Here is a 15,344-nt window from a genome sequence, read left to right on the forward strand (position 1 = left end):
GGAAAAAAAATGAAAGAAAAATTATTAAGTTTTTTTTACATTGTTTGCGGAGTTTTGATGATAGCATCAGGAATTCATTTCTTTTTGCTGCCTTCAAAACTGTCTTTGGGCGGAGCAACCGGTATGGCCTTGGTATTGTCAAAATACCTGCCGCTTTCTACAGGGGCACTGCTTGTCGTGGTAAACATTTTTTTGTTTGCCTTGGGCTTTTTAATCATCGGAAACAAATTCGGTCTTAAAACGGTTTGTGCAAGCCTCGGGCTTTCAGGGGCCGTATGGCTTTTGGAAATTTTTGTTCCGCTTCAGACTCCCATTGTAAACGATAAATTTTTACAGTTAATCATAGCCGTTAGTCTTTACGGCGGCGGCGTAGGTATAGTTTTAAACCAATATGCTTCAACCGGAGGAAGCGATATTTTTGCAATGATCTTTCAAAAATATTTCGGCCTTGACTTGGGAAAGGGATGTTTACTTACAGACTTCACTATCACCGTTTTTGCAGGTTTTGCTTACGGAACGGAAATAGCCTTGTTCTCTTTAGTGGGCGTAATCATAAACGGCCTCGTAATCGACTCCACAATCGACGGTCTTAACATGAGTAAATACTGTGTAATAAATACCGACAAACCCGATGATCTTTGCCGCTTTATGGTAGAGCTCGGCCGCTCGGCAAATGTCTACAAAGCAACCGGAGCCTACACAAAGGCCGAACGCTCGGTTATCCAAACCGTCATGAGCCGCCGCGACTTTGTAAAACTAAAAAGCTATCTTGCCCAAAACGATCCTAAGGCCTTTATGGTCGTAACAAACGCCCACTCCGTATTCGGCTGGCATTGGAGAAGAATAGGCGAATAAGAAAAGCTGCGGTTTGCTAAACGGCATTTTTGTGATATAATTATATACAAGGAGGCACAGGAAATGACTAAGCACAAACGCAGCTATAAAGACTCTGTCTTTGTCGACCTTTTCAGCGAAGATGAAAAGGCAAAAGAAAACTTTTTATCGCTTTATAACGCCTTGCATGGTACGAATCTACCGCTGTCCTGTCCTGTAGAAAATATAAGGCTTGATAACGTAATGTACATGAACATAATCAATGATGTATCCTGCCTTGTAGACGGTAAAATCATTGTGTTGGCTGAACACCAATCGACAATAAACGAGAATATGCCCGGTCAAAGAATGTACTTCCATGTACATTCTTTGACTTCGAGTTTTGAGTATAACTCAAAACATCGTAAGCTAAAACCGCCGCCATCCATGGCGGTTTTTGAATCAGCCTTTTTGAAAATAGGCGGAGCAGATTCAAGGCACGTGCAAAAAATACCCGCAAGCGTATCGGGTATACGCTGAGGACTATTTTTTGCTAAGTAACGCAGAAGATGCCCGTATATTTTCGAAAAAACCGGAGTTTTATGTTTTCTATAAACGGCACAGATGACTATCCTGAAACTACAATGCTAAAACTCTCCGATGCTTTTATAACAAAACCCGAACCCATACCTTTGGAGTTGACGGTACAGGTTTTAAACATCAATACCGATAAGGCAAACAAAATCCTGGCGGCGTGTAAACCGCTTGAAGAATACAGCCTTTTTGTAGAAGAGGTAAGAAAACAAACACAACAAGACAGGGAAAACGGCTTTACCAATGCAGTAAAGATATGCATAGATAAAGGCATCTTAAAAGACTATTTAATGAGAAAATCACGGGAGGTAATAAATATGTTGGTAGCAGAATATGACTATGATACGGACATAGCCGTACAAAGAGAAGAAGCCCGTAGAATAGCTTTCTCCGAAGGCATCGAAAGAGGTATTGAACAAGGTATGCAACAAGGCATGGCGCGAGGCATGGAACAAGGCTCTTACCAAAAAGCATTTGAAACGGCAAAAAATTTGCTTGCAATGAATTTTCCTATCGAAAATATTGCTCAAGCTACCGGTTTAAGTATTGAAGAAGTAAAAGCCTTATAAGAATCAACATGTTAGTTGCAGAATATGACTATGATACGGACATAGCCGTACAAAGACAAGAAAGCCTGATGATTGGTATACAGCAAGGTATCGAACAAGGTATACAACAAGGCATGGAACAAGGCTCTTATCAAAAAGCATTTGAAACGGCAACAGCATTTAAACGGCTTGGTATTGATATTGAAAAAATAGCTGAAGGAACCGGCCTTTCTGTCGAAGAAATCGAAAAGCTTTAGCCCCCTCATTCGCAGTCCCGGCACGGATGCCGGAACAGCCGTAGATACCGCGAGTTTCCCTTGAGCAAACCGTTTGCCCAAGACAAACTCGTTGCATACAATCGGACACGATGTCCGATTGTATGCCATGTACGGAAAAGCTTTATATCGGCATAAAAACGGGACAGGATGTCCCGTTTTTAAAACCTAAAACGTGCTGAACTTTGCTTTTTTAGCCGCCTCGTCATCGCCGGGAACCGCCATATCATCAAGAGCTGCCGGGGCGGTGTAAGCGGCAAGTTGGGCATTTTTTACCTTTATGCCGCCTGCTTCCAAAGCGGTGCAGTTTTTAAAAAGCCCTTTAAAGGCTTTTTCACTGCCGATATCTGCCGGATTATAATTGCAGTGAAGTTTTACCCTTTTAAGAGCGGTGCAGCCTGCAAAGCAGTAGCGCATACTGGTAACGCCGGAAGGAATGTCGGGAGCTTCAGTTAAACTTGTGCAGCCGTTAAAACAGTATGCCATATACGTAGCGCTTGCAAGAATAACGGGAGCTTCAGTTAAACTTGTACAGCCGGAAAAACAGTAATACATATTCGTAACTTTTGCAGGAATGTCGGGAGCTTTAGTTAAACTTGTGCAGCCGTCAAAACAGTTTCCCATATTCGTAACGCTTGCAGGAATGGCGGGAGCTTTAGTTAAACTTGTGCAGCCGTAAAAACAATATGCCATATTCGTAACTTTTGCAGGAATAACGGGAGCTTGAGTTAAACGTGTGCAGCCGGCAAAACAGCCTGCCATATTCGTAACTTTTGCAGGAATGGCGGGAGCTTCAGTTAAACGTGTGCAGCCGGCAAAACAGTATCTCATATCCGTAACGCTTTCAGGAATAACGGGAGCTTGCGTTAAACTTGTGCAGTTGTCAAAACAGTAGAGCATATTCTCAACGCTTGAAGGGATATTAGCAAGCGACACAAGATTGGTACAGCCGGAAAAGCTCGCTGACATACTTTTAAGACCTTCAACTTCGCCGGGCAGTTTAAGGGCAACTTTTTTGGCAGGGTGAGCCTGTATCTTTTTGCCCAGTTCTCCCGCTTCAGTATTGGTGCCTACGACTTTGCCCGCAAGGTCTTCTTTAGATACGCCCGTAACCTCGATGAAGTTTACCTTATCGGCAAAGGCGGTGTTTGTAAGGTAGGCGTCAAGCTCGGCGTAGGCTACCTTTACGTATTCGATAGGGAGTTCTCCTCCTATGGTTGCAAACTTCGCCGCTTGTTCCGCAGGAGTGCCGCCGGGAACTGCCATTACATCAAGGGCTTCGTCGGCGGTGTAGTTATTGTAGAATGCGGCGGGTACTTTTACCCCGCCTTCTTCCAAAGCGGTGCAGTTTTTAAAGACTCCCTTAAACCTGTTCCCCGTACCGTTATAATTACAGAGAAGCTTTACCCCTTTTAAAGCGGTACAGCCGTAAAAACAGTTTTTCATACCTATAACACTTGAAGGAATGTCGGGAGCTTGCGTTAAACTTGTGCAGTTTCTAAAACAGTATGTCATATTCGTAACTTTTCCGGGAATGGCGGGAGCTTTGGTTAAACTTGTGCAGCCGTAAAAACAGCTTTGCATATCCTTAACGCTTGTGGGGATAACCGGGCCTTGAGTTAAACTTGTGCAGTCCTTAAAACAGCCTGCCATATTCGTAACGCCCTCGGGTATGTTTGCAAGCGACACAAGATTGGTACAGCCGTAAAAGCACCAGCTCATATCGTCAAGATCTGCAACTTCGCCGGGCAGTTTAAGGGCAACCTTTTTAGGAACGGCAGCCAGTATCTTTTTGCTCAGTTCTCCCGCTTCAGTATTGGTGCCTACGACTTTGTACGCAAGGTCGTCTTTAGATACGCCCGTTACCTCGATGTAGTTTACCTTATCGGCAGACGCGGTGTTTGCAAGGTAGGTTTCAAGCTCGCTATAGGCTACCTGTACATAGACGGAGCCGCTTCCGCCGTCAGACGAACCGCCTCCCGTGTTCCCGCCGGAACTTGTTCCGCCGCCTCCTGCGGCGTTGGGGCAGGCGGTTAAAAGCCCCATAATCACTAACGATGCGGCAAGTGCAAGTACTGCCGCCCAACTTGTAAAGCGCTTTTGGCTTTTGTTTGTGTTTGAGTTTTTCATATCAAACCTCCTCTATTAGGGGGAGAGAGCACTTGCTTAAAAGCATACGTCCTGTATGCTTTTAAGCTCGAGTTTTTTGCAAGCAAAAAACTCGCCGAACTTACGCGGGCGGACATCCTGTCCGCAGTTCCTCTCTCCCCTCATTCGCAGTCCCGAACAGGATGTTCGGGAAAGCTTTATATCCCCGACGTTTTAGACGGTGTACACACCGCCTAAAACTCGAAGCATAAAATCGCACACGGATGTGCGATTTTATGCCTCCCGGCACGGATGCCGGAACAGTTCCATATAAACAAGTTTGCCTCAAGGCAAACTTGAAGCATAAAAACTCACAGGACGTGAGTTTTTATGCACCGCACTGCCAAAGGGCTCTGCCCTTTGGAAACCCGTTTAAATTGTTGGGTGTATTTTTAAATTGAAGCTGTCATGTGCTATCTGCACTGTGGACTTCAATATCCAATTTATCAGTTGACAATAGGTGTTTATACTTTGTCCTTTGTCATTTGATTCCGTTATCAATTTATGATTAGCAGGGCAGAGAAAATCCGCCTTGGGTGCTTGAGCTTTGAGAAGATTGTGCTGTGTGTGCGGTTTATTTAAAAGAGTGTCGAGTGTCGAGTGTCGAGTGTCGAGTGTCGAGTGTCGAGTGTCGAGTGTCGAGTGTCGAGTGTCGAGTGTCGAGTGTCGAGTGTCGAGAAATTATGGGGGCCGGATCGGCTTTGTCAAGTAGTTTGACGGTTTTTTGAGAACTTTTATCTTTTACATTACATTGATACTTTGTTTTCATAATTACATTATAGTGCAAGTTTTTGCAAATAACAACTTTTTGGGAAAGTTTTTTTAATTTTTTATCGAATAAAATTAATATATTTGTAACCTTTTTTTTTATTTTGCAGTTATATTTGTTGAGGTTAGATATGAGAAACAAATTTATTTTTTTTGTTGCCATTTTAATGGCTGTAATTTTTGCCGCAGGATGTGCATCGGGCAAAAATATGAAAGACGGAATGATGCACAATGATATGATGGATGATAACATGATGATGGCTGACTATGTCCTTGAGTCCGGAACAGTTATGTCAGGCGATGCCATGGGCTCACAGCTTTTGATTAAAAGCAATGCAATGGGCAAGGAAAGCGATGTTATTTTGACAATCCAAGAAACAACACCGGCAATCGATGCTGTTTCGGGAGCTTCGACAAAAAAATCGGACATCAAAAAAGGCGTTAAAATCCATGCATGGGTTTCTTCAGCATATGCTGCAAGCATGCCGCCCAAAACGGCAGCCAAAGTAATCCTTGTCAACGCAAAAGACATGACATCAGTTCCTGTTTTAATTGAAGTTGCCGGTATTTCTTCTGTAAAAGACGGAATGACAATCACTGCTAAAGACGGTTCAATGTGGATGTTTGAAAAAAACGCCATGATCGAAATGTATGCCGCCAAGGAAAAGATCAATGCATCCGCTCTTAAAAAAGGAGCCAAAGTACTCGTTTGGAAAGACGGCATGATGATGAAAGATGACATGAAGTCCGATATGATGATGAAGGACGATATGAAATCCGACAAAATGATGAAAGACAACATGAAAAAAGACGAAATGAAGTCTGACATGATGAAGAAGGATGATATGAAGTCCGACAAAATGATGATGAAAGGCCCTCACAAGGTAAAGAAAATCTTAATCATCGAAAAATAAGCCGATTGATTAATCTTGCTTAACAATAACAGGGACAATGCCGAATATTCCGGATGTCCCTGTTTTTTTTTCTTATAAAGGTACTGGATTATTTTTGTAAAAGCTGATATATTGGTTCTAATTCACCAATAACGTATTAAGGAGTTAAAACTATGCTTAAAGAAATTCGCGGAAAGAGCGCAAAGAACTTGCGCGGAAGAAGCTTTCTAAAACTGTTGGATTTTACTACAGACGAAATCCGCTATTTACTCAACCTCTCAAAAAATTTTAAAGACATGAAAAGGGCAGGAATTCCTCACAGATATCTTGAAGGAAAAAACATTGTTCTTCTTTTTGAAAAGACCTCTACAAGAACACGCTGCTCTTTTGAAGTTGCAGGTTATGACTTAGGGATGGGCGTTACCTACCTTGATCCCAATTCTTCACAGATGGGACACAAAGAATCTATCGAAGACACAGCCCGCGTTTTGGGAAGAATGTATGACGGTATCGAGTACAGAGGTTTCAGCCAGGAGCTTGTAGAAACCTTGGCAGAATATTCAGGCGTTCCCGTATGGAACGGATTAACCGACCTCTTCCATCCCACTCAAATGCTTGCAGACCTTCTTACAATCGAAGAAAATTTCGGATATTTGAAGGGGCTTAAATTCACATACATGGGAGATGCCAGAAACAATGTAGCCAACTCCCTCATGATAGCCTGCGTAAAGATGGGAATGCACTTTACGGCATGTTCGCCCAAACACCTCTTCCCCACTGAAGACTTGGTAGCCGAAGCAAAGAAAATCGCTGCCGAAACAGGCGGAAGCGTAACCCTCACCGAAAACGTAAATGAGGGAACAAAGGGTGCCCATGTTCTTTATACCGACATTTGGGTATCTATGGGTGAACCCGACAGCGTATGGGAAGAGCGCATTAAGCTTTTAAAGCCCTATCAGGTAAACAAGGCCGCTATGGACAATGCAGACAAGGATGCAATCTTCTTACACTGCCTCCCCTCTTTCCACGACCTAAAGACAACAAAGGGTCAGGAGATTCACAAAAAATTCGGTCTTCCCGAAATGGAAGTAACAAACGAGGTTTTCGAATCTCATAAATCAGTTGTTTTTGACGAAGCCGAAAACCGCATGCATACAATCAAGGCTGTTATGTATGCCACAATGTGCTAATATTTTTTATATTTGCTAACCTGAGACTCTTTCTAAAAACTTTAGGAAGAGTCTTTAATTTTTTGGAGGTCAGCCTTGTGATTCTTGAACTTAAAAATATTTCAAAAACTTATCCTTCGGGACGAAGGGCCTTACAAAGCATTTCTTTTAAAATAGAAGAAGGGGAAATCCTTGCAATAATAGGCCTATCGGGAGCCGGAAAATCTACAATGCTTAGATGTATAAACCGCTTGGTCGAGCCGGATGAAGGAGAAGTTATTTTTTTAGGAGAAAAAATAAACAGGCTTAAAGGGAAAAAATTAAGACAATACCGCTCAAAGATAGGAATGATTTTTCAAAATTATAATCTGGTCGAGCGTCTTAATGCCGTCGAAAATGTTTTGCACGGCTGCCTCGGCTCAATTCCTTCTTACCGCGGAGCCCTAGGCCTTTATACCGAAGAAGAAAAGGAAAGAGCCTTTGCCCTTTTAAAAACTGTGGGCATGGAAGACTTTGCCTTTCAAAGATGCAGCGAATTAAGCGGAGGTCAAAAACAAAGAATAGGCATTGCAAGAGCCTTAATGCAAAGCCCCAGCCTTTTATTATGCGATGAGCCCATAGCCTCCCTTGACCCGCAGTCGGCAGAAACGGTTTTAAATTATATCAAAGAATTCGCAGTAAACAAAAACATTGCCTGCCTTATAAGTTTACACCAAATGGAAGCAGCAAAAAAATATGCCGACAGAATCATCGCACTCAATAACGGAAAAATAGTTTTTGACGGAAGGCCTGATTCTTTAAATGATGAAATCCTCCATAAGGAAATTTTTACACAGTCCTCTATTACAGATTCTTCTATTGAGAATTCTTATGTTACAAATTCTTCTAAATGCAGCGGAGAAAAAACTTTATGAAGTTCGATTTAAAAATTCACGCAGAGGAAAAAAGGCATAGAGGGTATTATCATAAAAAAACGGCCTCATACTCTTGGGAAAAAAAGCAAATCTTTTTTGCAAGAAAAAAACTAAAAGCAATTTTAATTCTTTTAAGCCTTATTTTAATTTATTACTTTGCGGCAAATATAACGGGCTTTAAAGACCTTAAAGCAGTTTTTAAATTTCCCTTTGCAATAGCCTGGCTTATAAAAAACTTTATACCCGACAATGAAAGTTTAAAACATATTCCGATTATAATAAAAACTTTAGGCGAAACCTGTGTAATAGCGGCCTCGGCAACTACCGCAGCGGCTTTTTTTGCCCTTATCTTAGCCCTCCTCGGCTCTCAAACCACAGGAATAAATAAGCCCTTTAAAATAATCCTTACCCTTATAGCTTCGTTTTTAAGAAACATTCCGCTGGTAGCATGGGCAATGCTTTTATTGTTTTCGTTTAAACAAAATAATTTTACCGGTTTTTTAGCCCTCTTTATAATTACCTTGGGTCATCTGGTAAGGGCTTTTAAAGAGATGATAGAAGAAACGAGCGAAGAATCTTTTACGGCTTTACGGGCTGCGGGCGTTCCGTATTTTCCGGCTCTCTTTAATGCCGTATTCCCAAGCATAGCACCCGGCCTTGTTTCGTGGCTCTTATATACGATCGAAACAAATGTGAGGGACTCGGCCCTCATAGGAATTTTAACCGGAACGGGAATCGGTTTTTTATTCAATCTTTATTTTAAAAGTTTCAGGTATAACAGCGCAGGCCTTATTATTTTATACCTTGTAATCATAGTTTTACTTATCGATATTCTTTCAAATAAAATAAGGCGGATTCTTTTATGATTGAGCAAGCAAACAAAATTAAAAAAATAAAAATAAGAAGATTCTCAAAGCAAAGAGTATTAATTTTATTTGTTCTTGTTTTTTTATCCGGCCTTACAATTATAAGTTTATTTCAAATGGAAAAGCCCGACTACGGAATTCAAAAAGCTTTTTTACAATTTACGGAATACTCAAAGGATTTATTTTTTTTCCCAAAGCTCTCGCAAAAATATTCTTATGCGGAAATATTTTTTTCTCTTTTGGTAAGTTTAAGCCTTGCCCTTTTAACTACCGTGTTCGGAGTGGTGCTTGCTTTCTTTTTAGGAATCGCTGCATCGGAAAATCTTTCAAACAAGTGTCTTGTAAAAATCATAAGAACGGCAATGTCCCTTATCCGCTCAGTGCCGACAATTATTTGGGTTTTAATATTTTCGGTAACCGCAAACATCGGAGCGGAAGCCGCCGTCCTCGGTATGAGCTTTCACAGCACAGCCTACCTTGTAAAAGGCTTTTCGGAAAGCTTTGACGGCATAGACAAAAAAACGATTGAGGCCTTAAAAGCCTGCGGGGCAAGCTACATCGAAATTATAAGTCAGGCAGTTCTCCCGACTTCGATAAACAATTTAATCTCGTGGAGCTTCTTTAGATTTGAAATTAACTTCGGAAATGCGGTTGCTGTAGGAGCTGCTGCAGGGGCCGGCGGAATAGGTTACGAGCTTTTTATGGCAGGCTCTTTAAACTTTAATATGAGTGAAGTCGGCTTTATATCCTATCTTATTTTCGGAACGGCTATTATTTTGGAAATATCTTCGACAAGGATAAGAAACAGGATTAGACATTAGGCCTTTGAGTTTAACGGGGCAGGAAAAATCAAAAGAGTTTTTTTCTCCTGCCACGCTAAACATTCCGTTAAAACTTTTAAGCAAAAGAACTACTTGGCGTTATTTTCGACAATTTTTACAACAAGCTCAATTCCCTTTTCGATTGATTTTGTGGGAATGAGCTCGAAGCGGCCGTGAAAATTATAACCGCCTGCAAAAAGGTTAGGACAAGGAAGCCCCATAAAAGAAAGGCGGGCTCCGTCAGTCCCTCCCCTGACCGGAACTATATGGGGTTCAATACCGACATCAGTCATAGATTTTTTTGCAAGCTCAATTATTTCCATGTGCGGCTCGATTCTTTCTTTCATATTGTAATAGGAATCTTTTATTTCCATCTTGATTATGTTGCCGTATTTTTTATTTAAAAAATCTACAGCAGCCTTCATAAGTTCTTTTTTGTGAAGGAAGCTTTCCATAAAGTGATCGCGGATAATGTAAGACATCTTTGTAAAATCAACGCTCCCTTCAATAGAAGTTAAATGAATAAAGCCTTCATAGCCTTCGGTGTATTCCGGCTTTTGTTCTTCGGGAAGCATGTTCTCCAATTCTCTTGCCGCAGAAAGAGAATTAACCATCATATTCTTTGCAGAACCCGGGTGCACATTCTTTCCTTGAATTTCTATCTTAACGCTTGCAGCATTAAAGTTTTCGTATTCGAGTTCACCCAAGGGGCCGCCGTCTACAGTATAGGCAAAGTCCGCTCCGAATTTTTTTACATCAAAAAGATCGGCTCCTCTTCCGATTTCTTCATCGGGAGTAAAACCGATTTTTATTTCGCCGTGTTTAATTTCGGGATGAGCCAAAAGATATTCTATAGCGCCCATGATGATTGTAATACCGGCCTTATCGTCTGCACCCAAGAGGGTTGTTCCGTCGGTTGTAATAATCTCCTGACCTTCAAGCTCTTTTAAGAAGGGAAAATCTTTGACGGTCATGGTGTACTCATCGTTCAGTTTAATATCCCCGCCCTTGTACACAAAAACTTTCGGATTTACGCACTTGCCGTCCAAATCGGGAGCCGTGTCCATGTGGGCTATAAAACCGATTGCGGGAACCTTTTTATCGGTGTTTGCAGGAATCGCCGAATAAACATAACCGTGCTCATCCTGCTCAGCCTTTAAGCCCATCTCGGTCAATTCTTTTACAAGATATTTTCCAAGTTCAAGCTGCCCGGGAGTACTGGGACAACATTCATTTTCTTCATTGGACTTAGTGTCCATCGAAATGTATTTTTGAAATCTTTTAAGATAATCCATAATGTCTCCTATAAAAATGTTGTAGTTTACGATGAACAGCCTAGCACTTTTAAGGGCTTGTGTAAAGTAGGGAGAAGTAGAACAATGTATATGTCTTGGAGAATTCTAAGGTAAATATAAAATACGCAAAATGTAAGCTATAGCTTAAAATTTATTTTTATTGTATACTAATAAGTGGAGTGTTAAATTATGCAAAAAAGTTATTACGCTTTTTTAAACCATACTAATTCTGATATCGTAAAAAAAGATAATCCGTATCCGCATTTTAAAACCTATGCATTTTCTTCCGAAATAGGAAAAGGCTATTCTGCTATTTATGATGTAAGCTCTTATGCACATATTTGTATTGCCGATCATATTTACTATGAGGATTTTAAATATACGGTACCATCGGATGAAGGTATTTATCTTCAACAATATGATTCTATTGCTTCCGACAAAAAATATCCTGCAGGAAGGGTATATGCCGGAATGCAATACATTCAACATTACACTAATGTTAAAACGGTTCAGTATGTTATAAAAAAGGAAACCCCTGCATCTATTATCGGGCTTCAATTAAAACCCGAATATTACGGTGCATATTTAAAAAACACCTTCGGCATTACTGAAGAAAATTTTTGTACAAAAATTTCTCTCTTGCCGAAAGAAAACTATATCCCTGAAATTTCTTTTATATTGAATCAGATACGGAAATTTTCAGGAACCGAAGCGAGTGCAAAACTTTTTTTTAAAAGCAAAATTGACGAAATTGCCGCCCTTCTTTTACGAAGAACCGAAAACATACAAAAAGCGGAACACTCCGTTTTTTCAGCCGACCATGCAGCTATTATGCAAACGATTGAGTTCATAAATAAAAACTTACACAAAAGACTTCCGCTTGAAACGCTTGCAAAAATGTCGTGTATGAGTCCTTCAAAATTTAAATATGTTTTTAAAGCCGTTACCGGTTTCTCGCTTACCGATTATCTTGTTAATAAAAAGATGGAAAAAGCCTGCTCCCTGCTTTTAAATACTAATATGTATGTTGCAAACATCGCCCAAAGTCTCGGCTACCGCAGCACCGGATATTTTTCCGCCTGCTTTGAAAAGTACACAGGCATGCTTCCGAATGAATATAGGATGAGGTGAAAGGTTAATTTTCTTCGGTGTAATACAGTTTGTAGAACTTACCTTTTTTGTCTGTTCCTTGTTCAATGTTTTGAGTGTTGCCATCGATAACGATTTTTATTTTTTTATCCAGTTGAATAACCCGCCTGAATGACCGTTGTTGTTTTTTTCGCGCTGCTTCGGAAACAGGAAAGTTATCATCTATTGAAATGCCTGTTTCATCTTCATAGCGTTGCCTATACTGCCTGAATTTTTCGATGGTCTCTGGTTCAGTCATAACTTCATCGGTAAAGTCGTCAATATCAAATTCATCTTTATCCTTAAAAAAATCCAAAGATTTATTTAAAATATCGATTTGATCGGTTTTTGAAAACTTACCTTCTTTTGGCAACTCTTGTGTAACGAAGTTTTTTGCTAAGGTTATAAAATTCTGAGTATTGGTATACTCATTTTTTCGGAGACGGACATGAAGGAAGTCTTCAAGCCAATAACGAGCTTCAACGCTTTTTCCAACATTATCTACTATAGCAACTACATAACCATTTTTTTGTTCTTTGTTAAAAATGAGACAACCCTTATCCAGTTTTTTAATATTGATACCCTTTTCGCTTCGTAAGTTAAAATTACCGTTTTCCTGCAAAACTTTTAAAAAGGTGTCTTTATTTTCAGATTTAAATAAACCTACTGCATCGAGTTTTTCGCCGTCTAAAATACAGTCCTTGAAATAGACAATATAAAATTCTCCACCCTTAATTTTAGGGTGAGTACTTTGTTCGTAGAGGTGGCGAGCCAAATTTTTGGATTGTTCGTAAAGTTCTTCCTGATTATCAAAAATTTTTGAAACATAAGTATATACTTCATTCAAAGCTAAATCACTTTCATGGTAAAACTGATAAAATTCCTCAGAAGTGAAAGGGGTGAGGAAGTAGGATATTAAATTCTGTTCTAACTTATGGTCAATTACGATGGTGTTTTTTGACAATGAAATACCTTCATTAGCAATTTTGTTTCCTACAAAATGAAGAGAATTTGTCGATATATATGCATCTAAATATGTTATCACAATTATTTTTCCTTTATATCTTCTAAGAATTTATTGTACACAACAGTCTTTTGTTTATCCATCTCAGATAATAATTGAGATTTTAATTTTTTCTTTGTCTTTACATCAACCCTTTTTTCGGTATTGAATTGTGATATATTTATTTCAAATTCTGCATTACCAATTTTCGAAGTAAAATCAGGAAATCCTAAATTCAAACTCATTTCTCCCTTTGAAGCTTTATAGGAATATGAAAATGTTGCCTCAACACTCCATAAAAGAATTGATTTATGATATTTTGGATCTTTCATAAAAAATTTCTTATCTAAATTATCACCTGACAATAATATTTTTTTCATATTATCCATCCATTTGATTTCATCAGGTAGAGGCATATCTTCTTCAGGTTTAATGGATATATCTTTTATATTTTTACAAATAAAATAATCTGTATCTAATTGAGTTGTTAATCTATAGAAAAAAATAAATCTACTTTCATTGGTAAATTCTGAAAAAATAATCCTCTTTAACTTTTCATTTTCAGAAATAAGACCTTTTTGTTTGTATTTTTTGACTTGTGATTTTACAATTTGTTCTGCCAAATCTTTTGTTTCAGGTGATGTATAGGTTATTCTGATATGCCCCTTGCCTTGTTCATTAATAATTTCTATTTTCCCCGGGAATTTATTTGTTTGCTCAAACCAAGATTTATTTCTATCATGTCTTATAAGCATAAAGTCCGCAGTGAGATAATTTGGATTATCATTTATTCTTGTAAAATGTATAGGACGTTCAAGTTCACAAGTAGGCAAATATTTTCTTATAAAATCATCTTCATTAACTGATAAAATATCCTGAATAAATATTGAGTCGCCCGAACCCCATGCTATTTCTCTTGATATAGTTTTTTCATTGTCTTCTTTTTCAGAAAAAGAATGCCGTACTTCTTCAAATTCTTTTGGAGATAATAATAAGGTCTGTAAAATAGGTACGGTGTATACTTTTTCTTGATTTAAAGCGAAAATGCCTCTTTCTTTTAATATTCTGTGTATATCTGCTTTTGATATTACATTCTGATTTGCATATCCGCGTAACATTTCTCCATAAGGGATAAATTTTTTTATATCTTTATGTTGTATGTTCATAATTAAAAGCCTCCTAAAATATCTTTATAATTTTTTACTTTTACTGTATCAGTAAAAATTTTATCTTGAAATGATTGTTTTGCCTGATTACTATCATTTTTATGTTTTAATTCATTATAATCAGGAAATGCAAGAATCACTTCTCCAACTAGATTTTTTGAAATATCCTTTGCTAAACCCATTAAGCGTATACATTCATCGGTTTCAAAGTTATCTATACTCGCTAAGAGTAGACAGGTTTCCTTATGATTGTCTTTATTTTCTAATTTTATTGGAATAATACTTGAATTAAGGTATTCAACAGGAAGAAAAGTTCCAGTATCAGGTCTTTCTTGAGGATTCACATTCCGCCCTGTTGAAGGATACCAAAATGAGTATTTATATTTTGAATTACTTTTTACAAAACTCATTACAGTTAATATAAAACAAGCTCGCTTATTATCGATAATATAAATGATGTTATCTCTAATAACATCTAGTCTTGCTGTAGCAACTTTCGCAATTAGATCATCGGTGCTTGATTCATCATTATTTAACCAAAACAATACACCAACATTATTCACAGAAGTAAAGTTAAACCTTTGTATGATATTTTCCTTTTGAGTAGAGTTATCAAAACAGTCGATAGTATATATTAAATCTTTCATAAAATCTTTAAATTTCGTTGTTGGACTATTTGGATATTTTTTTGTTTGAAATTTAGATGATATAATGATATTATTTAGTTGTCCATCAACAAGAGGACTCATGTATGAATATAAAAAATCTATTCCATGCGTTTTCGATGGCTTACCTTTTGTATTAGTATGTTCTTCATTTGAACACTTTATTTCAATACCTTTCTGTAAATCAGCCCATCCCACAACAGATAAAATTTTTTCTACCAGATTCTCTCCATATTCTCCGATTTTCTTTGACCATTCTCCCATGTTTTATATCTCCT

Annotated in this window: 12 protein-coding genes and 2 pseudogenes; 9 read left to right on the forward strand and 5 right to left on the reverse strand. The window is 38.6% G+C overall.

Going from position 1 to position 15,344, the window contains the following annotated elements; genetic code table 11:
• Positions 1 to 9 precede the first annotated feature (9 nt).
• The 3 genes and pseudogenes from E4O01_RS10190 to E4O01_RS10205 all read left to right on the forward strand — a co-directional run.
• Positions 10 to 855: a YitT family protein gene (locus E4O01_RS10190; RefSeq protein WP_253692087.1), complete on the forward strand. Its 846-nt coding sequence runs from the start codon at positions 10 to 12 to the stop codon at positions 853 to 855.
• Between the two features lie 63 nt (positions 856 to 918).
• A pseudogene (locus tag E4O01_RS14885) lies at positions 919 to 1,976 on the forward strand (hypothetical protein).
• Positions 1,976 to 2,212, forward strand: a pseudogene (locus tag E4O01_RS10205) (hypothetical protein); the annotation flags it as partial. The pseudogenes E4O01_RS14885 and E4O01_RS10205, both read left to right, overlap by 1 nt.
• A 186-nt stretch (positions 2,213 to 2,398) precedes the next feature.
• On the opposite strand, the gene E4O01_RS10210 reads toward E4O01_RS10205, so the two are convergent.
• On the reverse strand, positions 2,399 to 4,360 hold the full coding sequence (locus E4O01_RS10210; protein ID WP_253692089.1) for a leucine-rich repeat protein: 1,962 nt from the start codon (positions 4,358 to 4,360) through the stop codon (positions 2,399 to 2,401).
• Between the two features lie 917 nt (positions 4,361 to 5,277).
• On the opposite strand from E4O01_RS10210, the gene E4O01_RS10215 reads away from it, so the two are divergent.
• From E4O01_RS10215 to E4O01_RS10235, 5 genes are all read left to right on the forward strand, one after another.
• Positions 5,278 to 6,060 carry a hypothetical protein gene (locus E4O01_RS10215; RefSeq protein ID WP_253692090.1) on the forward strand — a complete coding sequence of 261 codons (783 nt, stop codon included), beginning with the start codon at positions 5,278 to 5,280 and terminating at the stop codon, positions 6,058 to 6,060.
• Positions 6,061 to 6,212: 152 nt separating this feature from the next.
• Positions 6,213 to 7,229: an ornithine carbamoyltransferase gene (gene argF, locus E4O01_RS10220; protein WP_253686958.1), complete on the forward strand. Its 1,017-nt coding sequence runs from the start codon at positions 6,213 to 6,215 to the stop codon at positions 7,227 to 7,229.
• A gap of 77 nt (positions 7,230 to 7,306) precedes the next feature.
• Positions 7,307 to 8,122: a phosphonate ABC transporter ATP-binding protein gene (gene phnC / locus E4O01_RS10225; protein ID WP_253692091.1), complete on the forward strand. Its 816-nt coding sequence runs from the start codon at positions 7,307 to 7,309 to the stop codon at positions 8,120 to 8,122.
• Positions 8,119 to 8,988 carry an ABC transporter permease subunit gene (locus E4O01_RS10230; protein WP_253692092.1) on the forward strand — a complete coding sequence of 290 codons (870 nt, stop codon included), beginning with the start codon at positions 8,119 to 8,121 and terminating at the stop codon, positions 8,986 to 8,988. The genes phnC and E4O01_RS10230 overlap by 4 nt, the downstream gene beginning before the upstream one ends.
• Positions 8,985 to 9,809 (forward strand): PhnE/PtxC family ABC transporter permease, encoded by an 825-nt coding sequence (locus E4O01_RS10235; RefSeq protein WP_253692093.1) that lies wholly within the window; start codon positions 8,985 to 8,987, stop codon positions 9,807 to 9,809. The genes E4O01_RS10230 and E4O01_RS10235 overlap by 4 nt, the downstream gene beginning before the upstream one ends.
• Positions 9,810 to 9,898: 89 nt before the next feature.
• Here E4O01_RS10235 and pepT read toward each other — a convergent pair whose 3' ends face one another.
• Positions 9,899 to 11,104, reverse strand: a complete 1,206-nt coding sequence (gene pepT, locus E4O01_RS10240) for a peptidase T (protein WP_253692094.1) — start codon at positions 11,102 to 11,104, stop codon at positions 9,899 to 9,901.
• Positions 11,105 to 11,293: 189 nt separating this feature from the next.
• On the opposite strand from pepT, the gene E4O01_RS10245 reads away from it, so the two are divergent.
• Positions 11,294 to 12,235, forward strand: a complete 942-nt coding sequence (locus E4O01_RS10245) for a helix-turn-helix domain-containing protein (RefSeq protein WP_253692095.1) — start codon at positions 11,294 to 11,296, stop codon at positions 12,233 to 12,235.
• Between the two features lie 4 nt (positions 12,236 to 12,239).
• Here the strand turns inward: E4O01_RS10245 and E4O01_RS10250 are convergent, their stop codons facing one another.
• From E4O01_RS10250 to E4O01_RS10260, 3 genes are read right to left on the reverse strand one after another with little or no spacing between them, the layout of a single operon-like run.
• A complete protein-coding gene (locus E4O01_RS10250; protein WP_253692096.1) occupies positions 12,240 to 13,277 on the reverse strand; it encodes a nucleoid-associated protein in 1,038 nt (345 codons plus the stop codon).
• Positions 13,278 to 13,279: 2 nt separating this feature from the next.
• Positions 13,280 to 14,401: a GapS4b family protein gene (locus E4O01_RS10255; protein WP_253692097.1), complete on the reverse strand. Its 1,122-nt coding sequence runs from the start codon at positions 14,399 to 14,401 to the stop codon at positions 13,280 to 13,282.
• Positions 14,402 to 14,403: 2 nt separating this feature from the next.
• Positions 14,404 to 15,330 (reverse strand): GapS4a family protein, encoded by a 927-nt coding sequence (locus E4O01_RS10260; protein ID WP_253692098.1) that lies wholly within the window; start codon positions 15,328 to 15,330, stop codon positions 14,404 to 14,406.
• Positions 15,331 to 15,344 lie beyond the last annotated feature (14 nt).

Origin of the sequence: Treponema sp. OMZ 790, from assembly GCF_024181285.1 — a bacterium.
GTDB lineage: Bacteria > Spirochaetota > Spirochaetia > Treponematales > Treponemataceae > Treponema_B.

What these genes read in the sequence shown, in the direction of transcription:
- E4O01_RS10210 (WP_253692089.1), bottom strand. Translation starts at nt 4,360, where the DNA reads ATGAAAAACTCAAACACAAACAAAAGCCAAAAGCGCTTTACAAGTTGG.
- E4O01_RS10190 (WP_253692087.1), top strand. Translation starts at nt 10, where the DNA reads ATGAAAGAAAAATTATTAAGTTTTTTTTACATTGTTTGCGGAGTTTTG.
- E4O01_RS10235 (WP_253692093.1), top strand. Translation starts at nt 8,985, where the DNA reads ATGATTGAGCAAGCAAACAAAATTAAAAAAATAAAAATAAGAAGATTC.
- E4O01_RS10255 (WP_253692097.1), bottom strand. Translation starts at nt 14,401, where the DNA reads ATGAACATACAACATAAAGATATAAAAAAATTTATCCCTTATGGAGAA.
- E4O01_RS10215 (WP_253692090.1), top strand. Translation starts at nt 5,278, where the DNA reads ATGAGAAACAAATTTATTTTTTTTGTTGCCATTTTAATGGCTGTAATT.
- E4O01_RS10260 (WP_253692098.1), bottom strand. Translation starts at nt 15,330, where the DNA reads ATGGGAGAATGGTCAAAGAAAATCGGAGAATATGGAGAGAATCTGGTA.
- E4O01_RS10245 (WP_253692095.1), top strand. Translation starts at nt 11,294, where the DNA reads ATGCAAAAAAGTTATTACGCTTTTTTAAACCATACTAATTCTGATATC.
- argF (WP_253686958.1), top strand. Translation starts at nt 6,213, where the DNA reads ATGCTTAAAGAAATTCGCGGAAAGAGCGCAAAGAACTTGCGCGGAAGA.
- E4O01_RS10230 (WP_253692092.1), top strand. Translation starts at nt 8,119, where the DNA reads ATGAAGTTCGATTTAAAAATTCACGCAGAGGAAAAAAGGCATAGAGGG.
- pepT (WP_253692094.1), bottom strand. Translation starts at nt 11,104, where the DNA reads ATGGATTATCTTAAAAGATTTCAAAAATACATTTCGATGGACACTAAG.